The 23,992-nt window shown below is 40.9% G+C and carries 17 protein-coding genes and 4 tRNA genes; 4 read left to right on the forward strand and 17 right to left on the reverse strand.

Annotated features, from left to right (window positions below):
* Window positions 1-29 precede the first annotated feature (29 nt).
* The 3 genes from FNK51_RS02980 to pepT all read left to right on the forward strand — a co-directional run bounded on the left by FNK51_RS02980 (window position 30) and on the right by pepT (window position 5,208).
* Entirely contained in the window at window positions 30-1,766 is a 1,737-nt protein-coding gene (locus tag FNK51_RS02980; RefSeq protein ID WP_141992394.1) for a CotH kinase family protein, read from the forward strand.
* A gap of 578 nt (window positions 1,767-2,344) precedes the next feature.
* Window positions 2,345-3,808 (forward strand): alpha-amylase, encoded by a 1,464-nt coding sequence (locus FNK51_RS02985; protein WP_098370303.1) that lies wholly within the window; start codon window positions 2,345-2,347, stop codon window positions 3,806-3,808.
* A 164-nt stretch (window positions 3,809-3,972) separates the two neighbouring features.
* Complete coding sequence (gene pepT / locus FNK51_RS02990) at window positions 3,973-5,208, forward strand: peptidase T (protein WP_141992395.1); 1,236 nt, start codon at window positions 3,973-3,975, stop codon at window positions 5,206-5,208.
* Between the two features lie 65 nt (window positions 5,209-5,273).
* On the opposite strand, the gene FNK51_RS02995 is transcribed toward pepT, so the two are convergent.
* Both FNK51_RS02995 and FNK51_RS03000 read right to left on the reverse strand, forming a co-directional pair.
* Window positions 5,274-7,343 (reverse strand): catalase, encoded by a 2,070-nt coding sequence (locus FNK51_RS02995; RefSeq protein ID WP_141992396.1) that lies wholly within the window; start codon window positions 7,341-7,343, stop codon window positions 5,274-5,276.
* Window positions 7,344-8,216: 873 nt separating this feature from the next.
* Window positions 8,217-9,665, reverse strand: a complete 1,449-nt coding sequence (locus FNK51_RS03000) for a DEAD/DEAH box helicase (RefSeq protein ID WP_141992397.1) — start codon at window positions 9,663-9,665, stop codon at window positions 8,217-8,219.
* A 296-nt stretch (window positions 9,666-9,961) separates the two neighbouring features.
* On the opposite strand from FNK51_RS03000, the gene FNK51_RS03005 reads away from it, so the two are divergent.
* On the forward strand, window positions 9,962-10,294 hold the full coding sequence (locus FNK51_RS03005; protein ID WP_063234288.1) for a heme oxygenase: 333 nt from the start codon (window positions 9,962-9,964) through the stop codon (window positions 10,292-10,294).
* Window positions 10,295-10,355: 61 nt separating this feature from the next.
* Here the strand turns inward: FNK51_RS03005 and rlmN are convergent, their stop codons facing one another.
* The 15 genes from rlmN to FNK51_RS03080 all read right to left on the reverse strand — a co-directional run bounded on the left by rlmN (window position 10,356) and on the right by FNK51_RS03080 (window position 23,709).
* Window positions 10,356-11,423, reverse strand: a complete 1,068-nt coding sequence (rlmN, locus tag FNK51_RS03010; RefSeq protein WP_098370308.1) for a dual-specificity RNA methyltransferase RlmN — start codon at window positions 11,421-11,423, stop codon at window positions 10,356-10,358.
* A gap of 81 nt (window positions 11,424-11,504) precedes the next feature.
* Window positions 11,505-11,984, reverse strand: a complete 480-nt coding sequence (rlmH, locus tag FNK51_RS03015; RefSeq protein ID WP_098370309.1) for a 23S rRNA (pseudouridine(1915)-N(3))-methyltransferase RlmH — start codon at window positions 11,982-11,984, stop codon at window positions 11,505-11,507.
* Window positions 11,985-12,373: 389 nt separating this feature from the next.
* Window positions 12,374-12,535, reverse strand: a complete 162-nt coding sequence (locus FNK51_RS03020; RefSeq protein WP_065310847.1) for a CxxH/CxxC protein — start codon at window positions 12,533-12,535, stop codon at window positions 12,374-12,376.
* A 176-nt stretch (window positions 12,536-12,711) separates the two neighbouring features.
* Entirely contained in the window at window positions 12,712-13,923 is a 1,212-nt protein-coding gene (locus FNK51_RS03025; protein ID WP_098370310.1) for a S1C family serine protease, read from the reverse strand.
* Between the two features lie 286 nt (window positions 13,924-14,209).
* Window positions 14,210-15,004 (reverse strand): MBL fold metallo-hydrolase, encoded by a 795-nt coding sequence (locus FNK51_RS03030; RefSeq protein ID WP_141992398.1) that lies wholly within the window; start codon window positions 15,002-15,004, stop codon window positions 14,210-14,212.
* Window positions 15,005-15,010: 6 nt separating this feature from the next.
* Window positions 15,011-15,808, reverse strand: a complete 798-nt coding sequence (locus tag FNK51_RS03035) for a two-component system regulatory protein YycI (RefSeq protein WP_141992399.1) — start codon at window positions 15,806-15,808, stop codon at window positions 15,011-15,013.
* On the reverse strand, window positions 15,795-17,132 hold the full coding sequence (locus FNK51_RS03040; protein WP_141992400.1) for a YycH family regulatory protein: 1,338 nt from the start codon (window positions 17,130-17,132) through the stop codon (window positions 15,795-15,797). Before FNK51_RS03040 ends, FNK51_RS03035 begins: the two co-directional genes overlap by 14 nt.
* On the reverse strand, window positions 17,129-18,961 hold the full coding sequence (walK, locus tag FNK51_RS03045) for a cell wall metabolism sensor histidine kinase WalK (RefSeq protein WP_141992401.1): 1,833 nt from the start codon (window positions 18,959-18,961) through the stop codon (window positions 17,129-17,131). Before walK ends, FNK51_RS03040 begins: the two co-directional genes overlap by 4 nt.
* A 5-nt stretch (window positions 18,962-18,966) precedes the next feature.
* Complete coding sequence (gene yycF / locus FNK51_RS03050) at window positions 18,967-19,674, reverse strand: response regulator YycF (RefSeq protein ID WP_034316131.1); 708 nt, start codon at window positions 19,672-19,674, stop codon at window positions 18,967-18,969.
* Window positions 19,675-19,952: 278 nt separating this feature from the next.
* Window positions 19,953-21,371, reverse strand: coding sequence for a peptidoglycan DD-metalloendopeptidase family protein (locus FNK51_RS03055; protein ID WP_141992402.1), 1,419 nt, complete (start codon window positions 21,369-21,371; stop codon window positions 19,953-19,955).
* A 412-nt stretch (window positions 21,372-21,783) separates the two neighbouring features.
* A tRNA-Phe gene (locus FNK51_RS03060) sits at window positions 21,784-21,856 on the reverse strand.
* Between the two features lie 28 nt (window positions 21,857-21,884).
* A tRNA-Asp gene (locus FNK51_RS03065) sits at window positions 21,885-21,960 on the reverse strand.
* Between the two features lie 23 nt (window positions 21,961-21,983).
* A tRNA-Glu gene (locus tag FNK51_RS03070) sits at window positions 21,984-22,055 on the reverse strand.
* An 8-nt stretch (window positions 22,056-22,063) separates the two neighbouring features.
* Window positions 22,064-22,139 (reverse strand) — tRNA-Lys (locus FNK51_RS03075).
* Window positions 22,140-22,416: 277 nt separating this feature from the next.
* Window positions 22,417-23,709, reverse strand: coding sequence for an adenylosuccinate synthase (locus FNK51_RS03080; protein WP_076368493.1), 1,293 nt, complete (start codon window positions 23,707-23,709; stop codon window positions 22,417-22,419).
* Between the last annotated feature and the right edge of the window lie 283 nt (window positions 23,710-23,992).

Consider the following 23,992-nt stretch of genomic DNA (forward strand, 5'->3'; position numbering starts at 1 on the left):
ATAAGACAACAGGAGGAAGGAGCCTTGACATGTTAAAAACAAGATATGTTGTAGCGACCAGTGGATTATTGATAATAATTTTTATAGCAGTGATGTTTTTCCTTCCCAATCTTCAAGTTGAAAAAGCTACTAAAGGAAATACTTATACAGAATCTGTTTTTGACCAAAGTAAGGTGACAACCGTGGATATAACATTGGCTGATGAGGATTTGGAATCCATCCTGGATAACCCCTCCGAAAAGGAAGTTGTTGCATCCGATGTGACCATTAATGGGGAAAAAGTTGAAAATGTAGGGTTTCGAACCAAAGGGAACCTTTCCTTAAACTCTGTTGTCCAAATGGAAGATTCGGAACGCTACAGCTGGAATATAGATTTTAATTACTATCAGACAGATCAAAATTTACACGGCCTGAAAGAATTCGATTTAAATAATAATTATAGTGATCCCACGTATATGAGGGAGTACCTTTCATATGAGCTTATGGAAAAGATGGGCATAGCAACTCCCGGACATTCCTATATGTACGTGACCATCAACGGAAAAGAATGGGGCTTGTATTTAGGCGTTGAATCTATTAATGAAACATTTTTGAATAATAACTTTCCATCTGGCAACGGTGACCTTTATTATCCTGATGGCACCGGAAGTGATTTAAAATGGATTAGTGATGATATTGATGATTATACAGGGTTGAACTTAAAAACAAATGAAAATTCTGATCAATCTGCCATGATCAAGATGCTTGATGCTATCAATAATGGCGGGGATTTGGAAGAAGTCTTGAATGTAGATGAAACATTACGCTACTTTGCAGCAAATACGGCCCTCGTCAACCTCGATCATTATCAAGGCACATTAAAGCATAACTACTATCTATATGAAGAGAATGGAATCTTTTCAATGCTTCCCTGGGACTATAATATGTCATTTGGAGGCTTTTCCGGCGGCGGGCGACAGGCGGGCGCCTCCGATCAAGAAAATAAAAATGAAGTGACCGCTGACCAAAAAAATGGAGCGACGGCTGAGAGTAACGACGATGCTGATAAGCAGGATGACACGGAACTCCTTGGGGAAGCACCGAATATGAACGGTGGCGGAATGATGGATATGAGTTCGAATTTCATGAATGAAAATAATATCAACTTCAGCATTACCGAGCCTGTTTCAGGTACGGCCCTTGAAGATCGCCCTTTATTGAATGCCCTGCTTTCCAACGACGGGTATCGTGAAAAATATTATGATTATCTGGACGACATTGCTACAGATTTTTTCTCTGAAGAAAATATGACAGCAATGACCACTGAAATTTCCACATTAATCACACCATATGTGAAAAAGGATCCGACCAAGTTTTATACAATGGACGAGTATACAGAAGCAACGTCAGGCGAGGAAACCCTGGTTGACTTCGCTGTCCAACGTGCTGAATCCATCTTGGCGCAGCTTTCTGGAGACCTGGTTGTGGAAGCCGAGACAGAAAGCGGTATGGGCGGCGGAGCTCCTAATATGGGCGATGACGCAAATGCAGGCCAGCAACCACCAAACATGGGCGGCGGCGAGAATGGGGCTGCCATGCGGGCCCCTGACATGGACCGCGGCGGGAATGGTGCACCTCCAGGTATAAACGGGAACATGGGCCAAAAGGGGGCAAGTAACATTAGCTCCTCCAAAGATATGATCATTCTATCTTCCGTGCTACTAATCTTATTATTAGGTGCAATGGCTTTCGCCCACTTCTTTAAACGAAGAGGTAAAAAAGGATAATAGACTATCCCCCTTCCATTCTAGAAAAAGGTGCAAAAGGGGGTTAGGAATGGTTCCATCCCTAAACATGATTAATACTAGGGTATACTAATGTTTTTTTACTGTTTTTTGAAACCCCTACTAGATTGAAGAAATTTGCGGCACTACTGCCGAATAACTGGCCAGCAAAGATCCCGCAGGCGCTTGCCGTGAGGAGGCTTGGCAGACAGTCGGCGGAAAGGAAGCGGATTTCTGAAAACACCTTGAAGTTTTTAAAGAAAACTGTAGGCAAACGTTTTTCTTCGAATTATCTATAGTCTGAGGTATCCCAAAATATTCGGGATACCTTTTTTATTGAATTGGCGCATGGTATTTTCCGGGTTATTCCTCCACGTTTGATTAATTTTTAACTGCTAATTAATATAAAATACCCTTATTTGGTATAAAATAGTAAAATAGAGAGGTAAATGAACCTCAATCAAGAGGATTGTTCACTTGTTTATCAATTTAATTTAGGGGGTAAAGATTTTCATTATTACTTTATCCGATCGTACAGTTTCACTTTTGTTAAAAACGGGTCGGTGTCAGGGGGGAAACGGATGAAAAGAAATCATACGATGATGCAATTTTTTGAGTGGCATCTTGAGGCAGATGGTTCTCATTGGGAGAGATTGAAATTTGCAGCCTCCAAGTTGAAGGATATAGGAATTGACTGCGTTTGGCTTCCGCCAGTTACGAAAGGGCAATCCGTTGGGGATAATGGATATGGAATATACGACGGATACGATTTGGGGGAATTTGACCAAAAAGGAACAGTCCGTACCAAATACGGGACCAAAGATGAATTGCTGCAAGCAATAGACACCTGTCATAACTACGGGCTTTGCGTTTATATCGACTTAGTCATGAACCATAAAGCAGGAGCCGATGGAACCGAAAAATTTGAAGTGATTGAAGTCAATCCAGAAAACCGTATGGAAGATATCTCAGAACCATTTGAAATGGAAGGCTGGACAAAATTTGATTTTCCAGGCCGTAATAATAAATACTCTGATTTTAAGTGGAACCATACTCATTTTAATGGTACAGACTATGATGCCGAAAACGACAAAATGGGTGTATATCGAATCACAGGCGAAAACAAGCACTGGAATCAGCATGTCATCGATGAATTCGGAAACTATGATTATTTAATGTTTGCCAACATCGATTACAGCCTGCCGGAAGTTCGTCAGGAAATGATTAGCTGGGGAAAATGGATGGTTGATACGTTAAAGTGTGATGGTTTTCGTTTGGACGCCGTTAAACATATCGATTATGAATTCATCAATGAATTTCTCCAAGAACTCATTCCTTATACAAAGGAACATTTCTTCATGGTCGGCGAATTTTGGAAGGCGGATGTTAAAGCTTGTCAAACTTACTTAGAGCAAACCAAGCATGACCTCAACTTGTTCGATGTTTCCCTGCATTATAAATTTCATGAGGCCTCAAACGCAGGAACTGACTTCGACCTCTCAACCATCTTTGATGATACCCTCGTCCAAACCAATCCGGCACAGGCCGTCACTTTTGTCGACAACCATGACTCCCAGCCTCATGAATCACTGGAATCTTGGGTAAAGGACTGGTTCAAACCATCGGCATATGCACTCACCTTGCTTAGACTTTGCGGTTATCCATGTGTCTTTTACGGGGACTATTATGGAATCGGCGGGCCTTCTCCGGTGCCTGGGAAAAAGGACATTCTAGATCGCCTCTTATATGCTAGGTATGAAAAAGCATACGGGGAACAGACCGACTACTTTGATGATCCGAATACGATAGGCTGGGTCCGGCACGGAGTTGAAGAGCTAGATGGCTCGGGGTGCGCCGTCATAATCTCGAATGGAGATCACAACAGTGAAAAAAGGATGTTCGTCGGTGAACATCGTGCCGGTGAAATCTGGAGTGATTTAACTTGTCATAGAGATGACCACATCACCATTGAAGAAGATGGTTTCGCGACCTTTCCCGTTCATGGGAAAAGCGTATCGGTTTGGGCCTTGAATAATCCACTCTAAAAAGGGAAAGCAAAGAACGGCATGTCATTTGCGGATATGCTGTTCTTTGCTGATGACACCACCCTTGAAGATTTGGAAATAAGTCTGTATGTCACATAGGTAAAGATAATTTTTCCATTTCAATTAATCATGGTAAGATAAGGGAAAAAGGAGTTGAAGGAAAAGTGAAAAATGAAATCATTGAAAGATTCACTTCTTATGTGAAAGTGGATACCCAATCGAATGAGGAAAATCCATCATGCCCCTCTACACCCGGACAGTTGACCTTGGCAAATGCATTGGTCAAGGAACTTCAATCCATTGGGATGAAGGAAGTGACAATTGATCAGAACGGATATGTCATGGCAACATTGCCAGCCAATTCAAATAAGGATGTCCCGACAATCGGTTTCTTGGCCCATGTCGATACAGCAACGGATTTCACTGGAAAAGATGTAAAACCGCAAGTCATTGACAACTATGATGGCAAAGATCTTACTTTACATGAAAAATTGGATGTCATTCTTTCACCTGATGATTTTCCTTCGCTTAAGAACTATATAGGGCATACCTTGATTACAACGGATGGGACAACCCTGTTGGGAGCAGATAATAAGGCTGGAATTGCTGAAATCATGACTGCCATGGATTATTTGATCCAGCATCCGGAAATCAAGCATGGAAAAATCCGTGTTGCTTTTACTCCCGATGAGGAAATCGGCAGGGGACCCCATAAGTTTGATGTAGATGCTTTTGATGCCCAATTTGCCTACACCGTGGACGGTGGACCACTTGGAGAACTTGAATATGAGAGCTTCAATGCAGCATCGGCCAAAATCCTGATCAAAGGGACGAATATTCACCCTGGTACGGCTAAAGGAAAAATGGTCAACTCGGCCAAAATCGCCATGGAATTCCATAATAAACTCCCAGTGGCAGAAGCACCGGAATATACGGAAGATTACGAAGGATTTTATCATCTGATTTCATTTCACGGTGATGTGGAAGAGACCAAGCTTTCTTATATCATCAGGGATTTCGACCGCCAAAAATTCAATGAACGCAAGGAATTTATAACAAAAGTAATCGAAGATTTAAAAGAAAAATATGGGCAAAACCGTATCCAGCTTGAATTACACGACCAATACTTCAACATGAAGGAAAAAATTGAGCCCGTGAAGGAAATCGTGGATATTGCCCACGAAGCAATGGAGAAACTCGATATAAAACCAAAAATTTCGCCAATACGCGGTGGTACGGACGGTTCTCAATTATCGTATATGGGCCTGCCAACACCCAACATCTTTACGGGCGGGGAGAACTTCCATGGCAAATATGAATTTATTTCCGTCGATAATATGATCCTGGCCACTAAGGTGATCGTTGGCATTGCATCGCTTTTTGAAGAAAAAGCAAAGTAGCTTGATACGAAATGTCTTTATTGAAAAACCCCCCGACTCCAAGTCTGGGGGTTTTTCATCCAATATTAAGCGCGACTCCAGTGACGGTGCTTGGCAATTGCCTCGATAAAGGCAGTACCACTATTATTATCCGTAACAGCTACAATGCCTGAGGCTGGATCATTGGAAACGATGCCTGCCTTCGATAAGATCTCGGCTCCTTCTTTTCCTGCACCAATCGCTTTGAAATGATTGTAGGCTTCATCAACAAAGTATATTGGTTCCTTGGATGCCTTTAGGGCATCGACACTCTCCTGGCCTCCTGCCACATATACAGCATCGAAAAGTACCGAATCGGCTGTCAGGAATGTCTGATTCACCTCAACCTGCTGTCCTTCAGAACTTGTAATCACTCCACGATTATGACTGATGATTTCAGCCGTTATCCCTGCCGATTTAAATGATTCCAAAACTTGATTAACCTCTGACCCGTTGAAACCATCTGCAGCCAAGATTGCCACTTTTCTTGTTGCGGCCGTGTTCACTTTCATTTGCTCCTGGCTTAAAGCCGGAGAAGCCAAATCCATTTTGACCTCACTTTTGTTGGCTGGAGGATTCACGCCCACTCCAATAGCGATCGTTTTGGCCAGTTCGTCATCTACATTGCTGAACATCTCGACAATTTGCTGCTGAACGTCCTTACTTTTCACTTTTCCCACTTCAAAGTGGAAAGCCTGAATAATATGCTCTTTCTCCACTTCCGTCATGCTATTCCAAAATAATTTAGCCTGGCTGTAATGATCCTTGAAGCTTTCACTGCGTTGTCGGACCTTCCTGCCATCGACTTTTTCCTGGTAATGTGCATAGCCGCCTTCCTCTTCCGAAGAAGGTTCGGGAGAGTTGCCTGCAAGCGAATTTTTGTGGTAGCTGACCTGCCCTGGATTTATTGACATTCGGTGCATGCCATCGCGTTGATTATTATGAACGGGGGCAACCGTCCTATTAATCGGAAGCTCATGGAAATTCGGTCCTCCCAATCGGGATAGCTGGGTATCTGTGTAGGAGAATAAACGTCCCTGAAGCAGCGGATCATTTGAAAAATCAATACCCGGTACGACATGCCCCGGATGGAATGCTATCTGTTCCGTCTCTGCAAAAAAGTTATCCGTATTTTGATTCAATACCATTTTTCCGATTATTTTCACCGGAATCTGTTCTTCCGGCCATAGTTTAGTAGGATCAAGGATATCAAAGTCGAATTTGAATTCATCTGCCTCCTTAATCATTTGCACGCCAAATTCAAATTCAGGATAATTTCCGGTATCTATCGCTTCCCACAGATCTTGGCGGTGAAAGTCAGGATTCTTCCCTGCAATTTTCTGTGCCTCATCCCAGACAAGGGATTTAACTCCAAGTACAGGCTTCCAATGGAATTTAACGAAATGGGCCACGCCTTGTTCATTTACAAAACGGAATGTGTGGACACCAAACCCTTCCATCATCCGGAAACTCCTCGGTATGGCCCTATCAGAAAGATGCCACATGACCATATGAGCCGTTTCTTCATTGTTGGCGACGAAGTCCCAAAAAGTATCATGGGCAGACGCAGCCTGAGGTATTTCGTTATGAGGCTCCGGTTTAACCGCATGAATTAAATCCGGGAACTTAATGGCATCCTGGATAAAAAATACTGGAATATTATTTCCGACCAAATCATAGTTTCCTTCCTCGGTATAAAACTTTGTAGAAAATCCCCTTACATCACGGACCGAGTCTGCCGATCCGCGTGAACCTGCCACCGTGGAGTAACGAACGAATACTGGTGTCTTGACTGAAGGGTCTTGAAGAAACTTGGCTTTTGTAAATTCGGCCATCGGTTCATATACCTGAAAATATCCATGAGCACCAGATCCACGGGCATGGACAATCCGCTCAGGAATACGCTCATGGTCAAAATGAGTCATTTTTTCCCGGAAATGAAAGTCCTCCATCAAAGTTGGACCACGTGTTCCCGCTTTCAAAGAATGCTCATCCTCAGAAATACGCAAACCTTGGTTAGTCGTCATCTTTTTCCCATTATCGTCCACTCGATATTGATCCAACTGCCGCCGCTTACTTTGCTCATCGATTCTTCCGTTTTCATTTGCTTTTGTCATCCCACTCATTCCCCTCCATGTCTAAGAATTCAGATTAGATCGTGTTGTATGTATTTATTTGATTCGAAATAATTGCGTTATCCTTCCTCATATACCACTCTATTTTGACGAATAAACAGAATTCAGAAAAAGAAACTTCACATTCTCAAAACAAAAAATCATTCCAGTGAGGACGTATTATTTCAGGTGGAGGTCGAATTATCAATGTGGAAGTCAAATTATTCATGGATGAGTCGAAATATTTTGGGGTATGTCGAATTATTTCTAAGTGTGTAGAATTATCCTGGCGTAGTTTGGATTATTTCCGAGTGAGTTATTAAAACATATAAAAAAGTAAGTCTATCTAAGAGTTTTCCTATTATCATATAAACTGAATACTTAATATTAATAATTTTTCTTCATATTTTTGCTGTAAATATAAGTTCAGGACCATTTGTTTGTTCAAATGGGTTAACATAGTTATAATTCAGCAGAATATTTTGGAAAACCTTTTGAGAATGAGGCTTTTTTAGATTTTGGATTGGTAAAAAAATGAATGGATTGATATAACAAAATGAAGTATTTAAGATATTTATTATATTTAATTATTACGAGTGTAGCGTTCTATTATGTATCCATGTCCATAACTCAGGATAAAAGTTTGGTAGGAATCATAATAGGTTTTATAATAATGCTTGTAATTGTTTTCCCAATGATGTATTTAGAATTTATAAAATTTCAAAAAAAATAAAAGAAGCTTTTTTAGCAATAAAAAAGTGGTGGAAGTTTACTCTCAAAACTTCCACCACTTTTTTTGTTCCAGGTATAGAAGTTAACCAATTTTAATTGGTTAACCGTGTTTAGATAAGCTTCCGCTTCTTTCCATTCAACACCTTACTTCTTAAAAGCCTCTGAAACCTTCAAAAGTTTCCCTTTTACTTTCGTATTTTTCATCACTTTCAAGACAAGCGGTCCCTTTTCATTCAATATTTCCACATAAGAAACATTATCCTGAATCGTAATGATCCCGATGTCCTCTGCATTCACTCCATCAATCTTTGCGATGGTGCCGACAAAATCCACAGCCCTGAGTTTCTTTTTCTTGCCGCCATTAAAATACAGCTTCATGATTTGTTTATTCAATTGTTCACTTTTATCTTTTTTGATTTTTGGACGAGCTTCCAGTTTCGCTTCGAATTCCATTTTTTTATTGGAGACTTCCTCTTTTGAAGGAACAGTCATCTTAGGGATTTCAAAACCGATATATCCTTGAATCTCAGTAAGGAATTTGTCTTCGTACGGCGTCACAAATGTAATGGCTTTTCCTTTTTTACCGGCACGGCCCGTTCTTCCAGTTCGATGTACGTAACTTTCCTTTTCCATTGGCAGGTCATAGTTAATCACATGGGTTATATTGTCGATGTCAATTCCGCGTGCAGCAACATCTGTCGCAACCAAATAGCGGAATTCACCTCTTCTGAATTCATTCATCACTGCAAGGCGATCTTCCTGAAGCATGCCGCCGTGTATCATATCACACGGATATTCCAGTTCCAGCAGCTGTTCACATACTTGGTCTACCCTATCTTTCGTCCGGCAGAAGATGATGCAGCTATCGGGGTTTTCCGTGATGGTGACGTCTCTAAGCAGGGAAAACTTGTCGTCTTCCTTCACTTCTATAAGAGCATGTTCAATCTTCTCCGTCGTTACACCCTTTGCTTTGATTTCAATATCCAAAGGATCCTTCATATATTGCTTGCATAGCTTTTTTATACTCTCAGGTAACGTAGCAGAGAACAGCATGGTTACTCTATCTTTCGGAAGCTCTTTAATAATGGCTTCCACTTGTTCAATGAAGCCCATATTCAGCATTTCATCGGCTTCATCAATAACCAAATGGGTTAAGCGTTCCAAGGCAAATGTCCCTTTCTCGATATGATCCAGGACACGCCCCGGGGTTCCGACGACTACATGGCTTTTTTGTTTCAATTCCGCTTTTTGCAGTGCGAATGGATGCTTTCCATAAACCGCAGTAGCCTTTATCCTTTTAAATCTGCCTATATTCGTAATATCCTCTTTTACTTGTACAGCCAGCTCACGTGTCGGTGTTAAAATAAGCGCCTGAGGCTTATTCTCTTCCCAATCGACCATTTCGCAGATCGGTATGCCAAATGAAGCGGTCTTTCCACTTCCCGTTTGGGATTTAACGACAAGATCCCTCTTTTCCAGCGCCACTGGTATCACCTCACGCTGTACTTCTGTTGGACGCTGATATCCCAAGCTTTCTAATGCCCTTACAATTTCATCGCTTAATGTATAATCAGTAAAACTCAATTCATTCATATGACAGCCTCTTTTGTTGTTTAGTATGTTGCTTTATTGTTTCCATAATCGTAATTTCCTTATACAAGGTTCTATTATACGCGATATGCATCGATAAACCTTGTAATAACCAAATTCAATTGCCTTATTTCAATATAATGAAACATCCGTCTTCACTAAAACAATGGTCATCAGGATATCATGATCTGAGTTAATCAAAATGGACCCTGCTTCTTTCAATATGCTAAAATATGTATGATATAAAAGCCTAAATAGGGTGTAGTTTCTAAACCGATGTCCAAAAGGAGTGCTGATTTATGATAATCGTAACGAATAGAATCAGAGTCAAAAAAGGGATGGGTGCAGTCATGGCCCCAGGATTTACTGCACCAGGTCCACTTGATACTACGGAAGGCTTCGTAAAAGTAGAAGTACTATTAACGCAGAATTTGTCGGACCACGATGAACTGAGCGTAAATATGTACTGGGAAAACCTTGATAACTTTACTGCTTGGAGAAATAGCGATGCATTCAAAGCTGCACATAAACGGCCTGAACCAGGTTCCGGTGAAGCAAAAAAAGAATCTCCAATTCTAGGCAGCGAGCTTACAACGTATGAAGTCGCCTCGGTAAAGGAAATAGCTAAATAATAAAATCATGCCAAAGAGGCCGCGAAATATGCGGCCTCTTTTTGTTGTTTTCTCTTAGTGATTACTGGGCTTCGGCTTTCTTGATTTGCTTGCTTCTAAGCTGGCCGCAAGCTGCATCAATATCCGTTCCATGTTCTTGGCGGATTTTACAATTTACGCCTCTCTTTTTCAGCGTATCATAAAACGAGAGAACGGACTCTTTTTCACTTCTTTGGTATTGACTATGCTCATCTACAGGATTGTATGGAATCAGGTTGACATAGAGCCGATGTTTTTTGTCCTCAAGAAGATTGGCGAGTTGTTCGGCTTCTTCTTGGTGGTCATTGACATCTTTCAATAGGATATATTCAATCGTAATTCTCCTATTCGTTTTCTCTAAATAATAATCAAGAGATTTCATCAATTTTTCTATCGGAATAGCTCGGTTTATTTTCATGATCCGTGTCCTGAGTTCATTATTCGGTGCATGCAATGAGATGGCCAGATTCACCTGTAATTGGGTATCAGTGAAATCATAAATCTTATTGGCAAGACCGCTCGTCGAAACAGTAATACGCCTAGCAGCGATAGCAAGACCCTTATGGTCCATGAGTACCTTCAAAAAGTCTATCATATTTTCAAAGTTATCAAACGGCTCACCAATACCCATTACAACAACATGGCTAACAACATCCCCTTGTTCCAATTTATCCAGATGCAGTTGAACGTTCATGATTTGTTCCACTATTTCGCCGCTGGATAAATCGCGGCTTTTGGCCAATAATCCACTGGCACAGAAACTGCAGCCAATATTGCAGCCCACTTGGGTGGTGACACAAACCGAAATTCCGTATTTATGCCTCATCATGACGGTTTCGATAAGGTTTCCATCCTGTAATTTAAACAAGAACTTGATCGTTCCATCCGCTGATTCTTGCTTAACGTGCTCAGTCAAAGTCTGGATGACAAAGTGCTCTTCAAGTAATTTTATGCACTCTTTATTAACATCCGTCATTTCAGAGAAATTCGTCACACGTGTTCTATAAAGCCACTCCCAGACTTGGGAAGCTCTGAATTTTTTATGGCCATGGTCCGAAAGCCATGATGTCAATTGTTCGAATGTTAAACCATAAATGGACTCTTTATTCATTCGTTACCCTCTTTTCATTACATTAAGATTTAATATTTTAACCCATTAACCTTACGGGGAATTCCCCCGGAATTAATTCCATCATTTATGATATGGTTCATTTCTATTTATCCGAAAAGCCCGATATATTTGCTCCACTAGAACCAATTTCATTAATTGATGCGGAAAGGTCATTTTCGAGAAGGAAAGGGCATAATCACTTCTTGATAACACCTCAGTGCCAAGCCCAAGCGACCCGCCAATAATAAAGGCAATTTTGCTCTTTCCATAGGTGGCGAGCTGATCCAAATGAGTGGCCAGCTGCTCTGAAGTAAGCTGTTTTCCATTGATTTCAAGCGTTATTACGTAGGTGTCCGGGCTGACTTTCGCCAGGATTCGTTCACCCTCCTTTTGCTTTACAATGTCCATGTCCGCTGCACTCAGGTTCTCCGGAGCTTTTTCATCCGGTACTTCGACAAGTTCTATATTAGCATAGGCGCTTAACCTTTTTGTATATTCAGCAATTCCTTGCTTTAAGTATTTTTCCTTTAGCTTGCCAACAGTAATAATCGTTATTTTCATATATATCCTCTAGCTTTCATTATGTTTTTACTATCAATTGTTGGATTTGCCTACCTATTATCATACCTTACAGTGACCTATAAGCAAAACAAGCATATCCTTTCCAATTTTTAATGCTTTTAAAATAAAAACCGCTGCCCCTGAAAGCGGCAACGGTAACTTTCATTATTTTTTAATGTGTATTGAAGAAATTGGGCTGGACTTAGTTCAGATCCGATAAAGAATTATGTTGCTTATTCGTACAACCAAAAGCTTGAATCTAAACCATTCCACCCGCCGCTTCATTCTTCGGAAAATGTTAAGAACAGGTTAAGAACATGTTACGAACATGTTATCCACAAGAGTTATCCACATATCCACAAAATCTATCCACATCTTGTATGGGAATATTAGTTCCCTACTAGATATATTGCCACGTTTCGACAATATTCACAGGTTGTTGATAACTGATTTTCTTCGGGAACCAGCGTTAAAACAGGATAGGTTTCACATTCGTATACCACTTCATCCAGCGCCATGTCCACGTGTTCCTGACAGCAATATAATTTCATCCTTCATATCTCCTTTCCCACTCATTATTCCCAGTACTTCTATTCCCAATTATCCACAAGTTACTTGAGATCTTTAATTTAAGTATATATCCACAGGTAATCGTAACAAAAAATAAGAAAATCGCAAGGAAATAGAAAGGACAGGAGGCATTTTTTCCCCCTGTCCTTTTGTGCTTTTAAATTTCGCTGCTTGAAAGTTTGACTTCCGTAGTTTCTTTCTTTCCGTCACGGTAATAAATGATTTTAACTTTATCACCGATTTTCTTTTCGTTGTAAAGGTATTTTCGTAATTCCACAACGTCATGAATTTTTTCATTATCCATTCCAACAATGACGTCAAATTCCTTCAATCCTGCTTTGGATGCTGGAGAGTTGCTTTGAACGCCTGTTATTGCAACGCCAAATGTAACTTTTCTTGGTAACTTTAATGTATTTTGTTGATGGTATTGGGAAATCTCTTCTACAGATGCCAAATTCACACCCAAGAAGGCACGTTTCACTTCACCAAATTCCTCTATATCATTAATAATCGGTATAACTGAATCGATCGGAATGGAAAGACCGATTCCTTCCACTGCATTTTCCGCAATCTTCATCGAATTTATTCCGATGACCTGCCCTGACATATTAACGAGTGCCCCCCCGCTGTTACCTGGGTTAATCGCCGCATCGGTCTGGATGACCTCCGCATTCCAATCCACTTGTCCGTCCTCATTGATATCCACCTCTATTGTACGCTCCAATCCGGAGATGATCCCTTGTGTGATCGATCCAGAGAATTGGAGGCCTAATGGATTACCAATGGCAATTACGGGCTCACCAGGTTTCAATTTGCCGGATTTTCCGAATTCAGCAATGGTTTTGATTTTATCGCCATTCACGACAATGACAGCTAAATCTGTCCATGGGTCACTACCTTGTAGTTCAGCTGGCAATTTAGTGCCATCACTTAATGTCACTTCCAGTTCATTAGCGCCTTCAATGACGTGATTATTCGTGACGATATAGGCTTTGCCCCCATCTTTTTTGTAGACGACTCCAGAACCAGTGCCGGCTTCTGCCGAACTGTCCTCGGCGTTGGTCCCTTGACTCCAGAAGTTCGTTTCCTGAATGTTAGTGATCCCGACCACTGCGTCGCTGGCCTTATCAACAGCATTGGTGACAGCACTTGTTACATCAAGAGTAAGGTTTTGCTGGGACTGCTCCGCGGGCTCATTCTCCGTTGATTTCCCCGTTGTAATTTCGTTATCATCGTTATTTAACAGCCCACTTCCCGGTAAAATAAGTAAGGCCCCGATGATGACACCCCCCAAACCTGCTAGAAAATAGCCCGTATAGCCTCTTTTCCGTTTATTTTGGTTCTCATCATTCTGATCATAATAACCCAAGACCGCCCCATCCTCTCATTTTAGGAATAAATTATAGCAATTCTATTGTTTGGTATCCTCCCTCAATTATACTCAATTACCGAATTTTTTCTAAAAAAATGAATGCTTTTATTTAAGGGGAAACGTAAAATTGACTAGTATACAGCCATTTTCCTTTTACCTATACAGTTCTAACCAAACGGTACCCCTTTTAATCCGATTCGTAACTTACGAACTGAAATTTTTAAAAATAAAATTAAAAATAAAAAAGGAATGAACAAGGATATCCCTCATCCATTCCTTTTATTTATAACGTAACAAGTTCCGTTGGTCTTTTCGGGTCTGTATCATATAAGGAAAATTGTTCGCCAACGATGATCCCCTTTGTCTTTAACGTCTGTTCCACCGACATTCTTGCTAGATCCTTCATATTGTTATCAAGGCTTAAGTGGGCCAAGTAAATCCGCTTGGTCTTATCACCGGCCACTTCACTCATTGCAAGGGCAGCGTCTTCATTACAAACATGTCCGACATCGCTTAAAATCCGGCGCTTGATGCTCCATGGATATTTTCCCATCCTCAGCATGGACACATCATGGTTACTTTCAAATACGTAAGCATCGGCATTCGAGATGATTCCCTTCATCCGATCACTTACGTACCCTGTATCGGTTATGACCACAAGTTTCTTATCCTCATGATGAAAGACGTAAAACATCGGCTCTGCCGCATCATGTGAAACGCCAAAAGATTCTATATCAAGACTGCCGAACGTTTTGACCTGTTCCATTTCAAATGTAAATTTTTGATCGGTTGCAATTTCACCGATTGATCGATCCATGGCATTCCATGTTTTTGCATTCGCATATATCGGGAGTTTATGTTTTCTGGCAACCACGCCAAGACCTTTAATATGGTCGCTGTGTTCATGGGTAACAAGGATACCGGATAGCTTCGACATATCACGGCCTATATCCTGAAACAATGCTTCCAGGGCTTTACCGCTTAAGCCGGCATCGACAAGGAATGATTGATCCTCCGTTTCCACGAAAAAGGCATTTCCTGTACTCCCGCTTGCGAGAACACTAAAATGCATTGTCATCTTTACTCACTCCAGTATTTTTTCTTCTGTATTCAATTCAATGACCTCACCATCAAAAGCATTCACGAAGAGATCCGTTTCGTCATCAATGACCACCCACCATGTTGGCACAAGTAAATGTGACACAGATGTCGTCTGCAGCGAATTGTAAAAGCCCAGTTTCACATTCGTGACTTTGCTTTTGGGATCAATATCACCATTATCATACAATGCTCCAATAGCATTTAAAGCAGATACCAATTCTTTTGGTTTATTGAATTTTTTGATTCCCTCTAAATACATCTGTTCATAGGAAACGATTTCACCCTTCTTGTTCAGATATAAAGTGACCTTCCCTTTACTATTATTAAAAAACATCTTTTTATCTGCCACTTGATAGCAGATGATGGTCTGGTTGATTTCATCATAGCTCCAAAAATGATACTCACTTCCATTGAAAATATACTCCTTCAGGAATATATCAAGGTCTGCAGCATGAACTTCCGCTTTCATGCCAACCGGTGTTTTAAATGTACCCACAAGCTTCTTATCATCGATGATTTTTGCTTTTTGGTTTTTCAGGTGCTCAATATCCTTCTTCTCGAAAGTCTTGCTTTGGGCAATCAGGAATTGATCCTTCAACTTTTGTTTCGGAAGTGGGGTTTCTATTGAAATCTCATCTTCTTTCAAAAGTTCTTCCGTTGAGGACTCCGTGAAACTTTCATATTGGGAGTCATTAATCTTTTCCAGGAATTGATAAAGTAGAAAAATATTCAAAATGAAGAAAACCATGATGAAAATCGACTTTGTATTATTCCAATCCACTTTGATCGCCTCCCGTATCTTCTTCAAAGGGCACCATAAACCATTTATCGCCGATACGATAATACCAAGTAGGCTCAAGTGTAACTAGTGTTACAAGTTTGGAATCGAGGGATTTATTCAGTTTATAGCCAATCGAGATGTCCTCCACGCTTTTGAAATCGATATTATCTTTCGATTTCAGCTTATTCAATACTTCTTTACCGCTTGGTAAAATTACTACCGCTCCTTCTGACGGGAGGACTGAGTCAAGTGAAAAGTATGGGCGGTCATAGCTATAAATTTCTTCTTTCCCCCAAATTTGCTCGATTTCTGTCATTCCAGATTCATTGAAGGTCGGATAACCATTTACGAATAAGCGGAATACCACTCGTTGTTCATTCTCCGACATATAGGCAAAGCGGTAATTGTTATTTTCCCAACCTGCATGGTCATTGATGAAATCGATGCTTTTTTGCAAAAGGTCACTGGAACTGCCAAATAGCTTGCTCTTTTGTGCCGGATTGATATAAGAAATTAGGTAATTCTCTTTATTGACCGTCATAAGTCTTGTTCCATCCGTGTATTCCTCACCGACCGAAACGGATTCCTGGCGTACGAACTTCGGATAATTAAATAATGCATTTTTCAAGTTTCCAATATCCAAATCGTCAATATAATATTCAAGTCTGTTGATCTCAACTGGGTTTTCCGGGACGAAGAGCGTCCTTTTGCTGTTTATGATTTCGGCCGTGTATTCAGGGTGCTTATCGTAAGAACCCCTATAAAATGAATCCATGAAATTCCTTAGTTTTTTAGAGTCGACCATACCTTGATAAATCTTCTCTTGATCGTAGGAAACAAAATAAACGGCAGATTTATTACCACTGATATCCTTTTGTTTAATGATGATTCGATCAAACGAAAATTCAGGCACTTCCTTATCCGTTATATTCAATACCGTTTTATAAAGGGCAATGGGAATATCATCGGAAAATTCGATTTCAATCGATCCATCTTCATGGACAAAATCGTCAAATTTCCTTTGCAGCCTTTTTACGGATACCTCTTTTATGCCGCTGAAACGCCATTGCGAAAATTCTTTTTCCATTTCATTTATTTCTACCGGATTGGAAGTCTGGAAATGCTGCCCATTGCCATGGAAAAGGATACTGACTGGTTTAATGACATCACTGACAATCTGGACATCGCTTTTAATCTTTATAAATTCCGACGATTGTTCAAATGGATCATATTCAGGCTCGTACGTCCAAATGCTCCATGTCAAAAAAATGCTTGTCCCAACCAAAATAATCAGTATGATGCTTTTTGCACGTTCAAAATTCATGACCAATCATCCTCTTCTTCCTGTTCGTAAGGAAGTGTAAAGAACACCGTAGTTCCTTTTCCATCCACACTTTCCGCCCATATTTTCCCGCCATGCGCCACGACCATCTCTTTTGCAATCGCTAAACCAAGCCCTGTCCCGCCTAAGTTACGGGCCCTTGCTTTATCCACACGATAGAAGCGGTCGAATATTTTATCAATGACGTTTTTCGGGATACCCACTCCTTGATCTGTAATGCTCACAATGATAAAGCCATCAGATGCCCTGACGCGGAAAGTCACTTGACCCCCTTCAGGTGAGTACTTTAATGAGTTGGAGATTACATTATAGAGAACCTGGGTGATTTTATCTTCATCAATATCCACAAAATAAGCTTCCTTCGGCAAATCACGCTTAAACGTGATGTCATCATTTTTCGTCATTTCAAAACGATCGATAATGTGGTCATAGAATTTATTGAAATTCACCCAGCCCGTTTTAAGCCTGTAATCTTTACTGTCCATTTTCGAAAGCTGTAACAGATCATTAACAAGCCTGATCATTCGCTCCGTTTCATTTTGGGTCACGCTTAAAAAGGATGGAGCGATTTCCTCGTCCTTCCATGCACCTTCAGCCAATGCTTCCAGGTAACTTCTCATCGTCGTTAACGGAGTTCGCAGTTCATGTGATACATTGGCAACAAACTCCCTACGTTCGCTCTCGATTTTTTCCTGCTCTGTTATATCATGCAAAACAGTAATCAAACCATTGACGAATCCCGTTTCCTTTTGAATGACTGAAAAGTTCCCCCTCAAAATGAAAGGCCGATTTTTTTTGCTGTAATCAAGGATAATGGAATCTCGCTCTTCCAGTAAATCCTCAAATTTATATTCTTCTTCAAGACCCAAAACCTCAATGATCGGTTGGTTCATGACGGTTTCACTCGAGACATCCAATAATTGTGCCGCCGGTTCATTAATCAAGTTCACCCGACCTCGCCTGTCCGTTGAAATTACGCCATCCGTCATATTGGAAAGGACAGATGAAAGCTTACGCCGCTCTCCTTCTGTGCTTGATTGCGATTCTTGAAGCTTTTTGGTCAAATTATTGAAAGTGACGGCAAGCTGGCCAATTTCATCATCGCCATATACCCTAACTTTTCTGGAGAAATTCCCTTTCGCCATCACCAGGGCCTGTTTTCTCATATCGGACATTGGCCTTGTGATCGTTCGTGCGAGCAGGATCCCCAAGATGGCCGTAATGACTAGGGCGATGGCCGTACCCGTCATGAAGATACTATTGATCTCATCCATCTGCTCAAAGACATTTTCCATCTCTGCTATTACATAGACGGCGCCAATGACCTCCCCATTTGCTTCAATGGGTGTCGAAAGGACCCAGAGCCGCCTGCCTGTTTTCTGATCCCGAAACACATCATAATCTTCTTTTCCATAAATGAGTGTATTTTTAATAAGGACCTCTGTTGTCTTCTTCCCTACAATATCCTGGTTACTTGGGTCAGAAGTTCCGATCACGCGTCTGCTGCGGGTGTCGATGACACGTACTTCCGAAATATCATTCGATGAATTATCCCGGTCTTTCAATATCGTATCAATCGCTTCTTCGAGGGTCGGATCTTCCTCTCCCCTCTCTTTTTCCATTTCTTCACCAATGCTGTAGGTAAGCAGGTTAACGTGACCTTTTATTGATTTCGTAAAGTTCCCGACAAGATTTTCTTCCAATTCCCCAACAAAATATACCCCGATTATTTGCATAGCTACGAAAATGAGCAATACATAAATCAGAACAAATTTAAAATGAATTGAGCGAAAAAAACCAACCTTTTTCATAGAAACTACTCCTGTTCAGGGTTACGCAGGTAATAACCGACCCCTCTTCTAGTTACAATCCAGCCAGGATGGCTTGGATTGTCTTCAATCTTCTCACGAAGACGTCTGACTGTTACATCGACCGTCCGCACATCACCAAAATAATCATAGCCCCACACGGTTTGTAATAAGTGCTCCCTTGTCATGACCTGACCGATGTGCTTCGCTAAGTAATGAAGCAACTCAAATTCGCGATGCGTTAATTCAATCGTATCGCCGCGCTTGGATACCACATAGGCATCCGGATGGATAGTGAGCGTTCCTATCGTAATTTCCTTCGGTTCATTTTCTTGATCGGGAACAGGAACAGCTTGCTGACGTCTTAGGTTCGCCTTAACGCGGGCAATTATTTCCCGGGTACTAAATGGCTTTGTAACATAGTCGTCTGCACCAAGCTCTAATCCTAAGACCTTATCAATCTCTGAATCTTTTGCCGTTAACATGATGATCGGCGTTTCATACTTCTTCCTTACTTCCCTGCAAACTTCCATGCCATCGCGCTGCGGTAGCATGATATCAAGTAAAATCAAATCGGGTTGCCGTTCTTCTACCATTTTGAGGGCTTCATTGCCATCATAAGCACAAAAAACTTCATAGCCTTCTTTTTTCAGATTGAATTGTAATATATCAGCAATTGGCTTTTCGTCATCCACTACCAGAATCTTTTTATCCATGTACTTATCTCCTTTTTAATAACTGAACTGAATCTATTAAAAACCGTGTCCTTATCCGGGACCTTATTCACTTTTCCTTCTGCTTGCACAACCCGGCAACCTAGTTTTAGCAAAGTTACGTATATATACCCAATAAAAGGGGCTGAACACCGGAATGAAAGCAAATTGTCTCTATTCTACTTTATCATTTTATAGGCATTAAATCACCTTTTTCCTATTATTCTCATCTATGTATGTAGCAAAGAAGTCTTCGAATAATTTTCGAAGACTTCCATCGATTATTGGCTTATATAGTTTAGCGGATTAACGAGAGACCCGTTTTTATATATTTCAAAATGGAGGTGGACACCGGTCGAGTTCCCCGTTGAACCCATCATGCCAATTTTCATGCCTTTTTCAATCTTTTGTCCTGCTTGTACATCTATTGAATCCAAATGGGCATACACTGTCTTATACCCGTTATTATGATTGATCGTTATCTTATTTCCATATCCTCCGGAGTTTCCGGCAGTTTCGATTATCCCATGATCTGCTGCCGTTATCGTCCTGGTGGCTGGCCGGGCAATATCTATACCTTTATGCAGTTTCCCCCAGCGCTGACCCTGCTTACTGGAAATATAGCCCCCATCTGCAGGCCATGAATATGTACCGCTGCCCTGTGAAGGAATGACCTTGGTGCCTTTTCTCGTGATTTCTGTTTTGGCCTTTTCCGTGACTTCTTTTTTTGCGATTGTTTCACTGATTTTCTTTCCGTTTGTTTCGGATACATTATAGGTGAACGCAAGAATCCCCTCATTCCCTATTTGTTCAGTAATGAGCTCGCCCTTTGGAAGTTCGTCATCCTCCTTCACTTTCTTTTCAAAAGGAATCCTCTCTTCCTTAAATACTTCTCTTTCTACCATTACGTTCACATAGGGGATACGTTGGGTCACATAAAGACGCTCGCCCTCTTTAACACCTTTGTTCTCATCCTGTCCCGGATTTAGTTCCAGCAGTTGATCCAGGTCCATATCATGGCTAGTGGCAATGGCTTTAAGATCCTCATCTTCCTTAGCCTCATAGCTCGTCGTTCCTTCCTTTCCTTCTTCTATCATGGAAAGGGTTTCATCGACGCTCTTGATTTCGTCTGGATATACCATTGTCTCTTTAAACTTGACGGGAAGTGAAAATTCGATGTCCAGAATTCTACTTCCTGGCTCTTTTAACGGATCCGCATCTTTTTCACTTTCCTTTTTACCTGATTCATATTCAGCGTATTCCTTTTCATTCACATATAATAAAGTGATTTTCTCCAAAACGTCCTCGGCATCTTCCTTTGACGCAACATAAGCGACAGCCTGATTATCTATGTCGATTTCATAAGCCTCTGCCTTCACATTCAACTGATCTTGAATTTCCTTAACAGCCTGATCCTCTTTTACCTCTTCATCGAATACCTCTTCAGGTACAAACGTCAGCTGTGTCTCCTTATCGAATGTTAAGTCCGGATAATCTTCCTGTGCTTCTTCTACCTTATCGGCTACAATCTTTTCGATTTCCGTTTCGTCCGTCACACTTCCGACGAACTCATCGTTAAGATAAACATGCTGTATGGTTTCAGTTTCCGATATTCCAGCAGCAGTTGCCCGATTTCCTGCAAGCATTAAAATGACGGAAACCATCAACAGGATGATCCCCTTCCCTTTTGAGCTAAACATATATTGTCCTCCTTAACGGCTCAGTCACCAATTAAGAAACTAATCAATTTTATTTTGAGATTTATTAGTCCAATTTAAATATCCACATGCTTATGACTGATTTCTATAATGATTTTTATCACTCATAACTCTACCATATTGAGAAAAAAAACAAGAAACAGACTTCATAATGTAATGGAACTGTATAAATCGTGACAACATGTACCAATAAATATAGGAATGGGGAAAGTTCAATAAACTGCAGAAAAAGGAGTGGGCCTAGGCCCAGTAAGGTTAAAAGCGAGTAATAAGCCGAATTGGTCTAAATTGGTATGTTACAAATCGTTAACAATCTATTAACAAGATTTCATTCAAAATACATCTGGACGCAAAACAAAAAAAACGCCCTAAAGGAAAGGCGTTTATAAAAGGATGGCTCAGGACGGAATCGAACCGCCGACACAAGGATTTTCAGTCCTTTGCTCTACCGACTGAGCTACTGAGCCAAATATTCTATTTTAGAAAAAAATAAAATGGCGGTCCCGACGGGAATCGAACCCGCGATCTCCTGCGTGACAGGCAGGCATGTTAACCGCTACACCACGGGACCAGTAAAGCATTTATATAAAGAAGTGACCCATACGGGATTCGAACCCGTGTTACCGCCGTGAAAGGGCGGTGTCTTAACCGCTTGACCAATGGGCCGGAAAAAATGGTGAGCCATGAAGGATTCGAACCTTCGACCCTCTGATTAAAAGTCAGATGCTCTACCAACTGAGCTAATGGCTCGTACTAAGGAAATGTTTTTTTTCAGGATGTTAACTTAACATCCGTATCTTGTTAATGGCTTGTTCTATTGTGACGACGCTTTTGATAATATCATGGTTTATATAGTTTAGGCAATAGTTTTTTGAAATAAAATTATTTTTTTCTTATATTTTTTCATTTTCCAACAGTTTAATCCATTCATTCGGTATCCCGGACCTCCTGAACGTGACATATAATAGCATGGATGTTAATAACGAAAGAAAAGAGCCGGCAAAAAAGCCAGCTCCTTTTTCAAGAATTACGCTAGACGCCAAGGGCTTCTCACGACATTTGTTTGGTTACGGTCAGGACCGACAGAGAAAGTGGTCAAAGGAATGCCTACCAATTGAGATACGCGCTCTACATAGTGACGAGCGTTCTCTGGAAGCTCATCCAATGATTTGCAACCTGTGATGTCTTCTGACCAGCCTGGTAGTTCTTCATAGACTGGTTTACATTCGCCAATCGCTTTCAAAGTCGCTGGAACTTCATGAATGATCTCGCCTTTGTAATCATAAGCCACACAAATTTTGACAGTATCAAGACCTGATAATACGTCAATCGAGTTCAATGATAAATCAGTAATCCCGCTGACACGGCGAGCATGGCGAACGACAACAGCGTCAAACCAGCCTACACGGCGCGGTCTGCCTGTAGTTGTACCATATTCACGGCCAATTTCCCGGATTTGGTTACCGACTTCATCATGCAATTCTGTAGGGAAAGGACCATCGCCCACACGGCTTGTATATGCTTTACATACTCCAACCACATGGTTGATTTTCGTAGGACCTACACCAGAACCGATTGTAACTCCACCTGCAACCGGGTTAGATGAAGTGACGAATGGGTATGTTCCTTGATCGATATCAAGCATGACACCTTGTGCCCCTTCGAATAATACCCGTTTTCCTTCATCAAGTGCATCATTCAATACAACGGATGTATCACAAACATATTTCTGCACTTGTTGTCCGTACTCATAGTATTCTTCCAAGATATCCTCGATTTTGAAACCTTCCGTTTCGTAGAAACGTTCAAACATACGATTTTTTTCGACAAGATTTTGAGACAATTTTTCCTCGAAAATTTCACGGTCCAAAAGGTCTGCCATGCGGATTCCGTTACGAGCAGCTTTGTCCATATATGCAGGGCCGATTCCTTTTTTAGTCGTTCCAATTTTGTTGGCGCCTTTACGGTCTTCTTCGACTTCATCCAATTTGATATGGTAAGGAAGAATGACATGTGCACGGTTCGAGATACGAAGATTATCCGTACTCACCCCATGGCTATGTAAATAAGCAAGCTCCTCTACAAGAGCTTTAGGATCAACCACCATACCATTCCCAATGACACAAATCTTATCACTATAAAAAATCCCTGACGGAATTAAATGCAGTTTATAGGTAACACCGTTAAATTTTATTGTATGCCCTGCATTATTCCCACCTTGATAACGAGCGATGGCTTCCGCATTCTGGGATAGAAAATCTGTTATTTTACCTTTACCTTCGTCTCCCCATTGTGTACCGACTACTACAACTGATGACATCTGAATAAAGCACCTCCAAAGGTTCACGTAATACCGATCATTTTAACCGGTTCTTATCAAACAAACCTATTTTATCAATAATCCAAACTGGAAGTCAATACAAAATCCGAACAATACACTTTTCAATAAATACTTTGTTCGTAAATATGAGAAAATTCTTTCGGTTTTACATTGGGTTTTGGATTGTCAATCATTATTGTACCCTTTGATTTCTTTTTCTATTATCATAAGGCCCTTTCCTTTTCCAAAAACAGAGAAAGCCCGCCATTGCAAAAATGGCAGG

Origin of the sequence: Bacillus sp. B4EP4a (assembly GCF_006680105.1) — a bacterium.
Classification (GTDB): domain Bacteria; phylum Bacillota; class Bacilli; order Bacillales; family DSM-1321; genus Peribacillus; species Peribacillus simplex_E.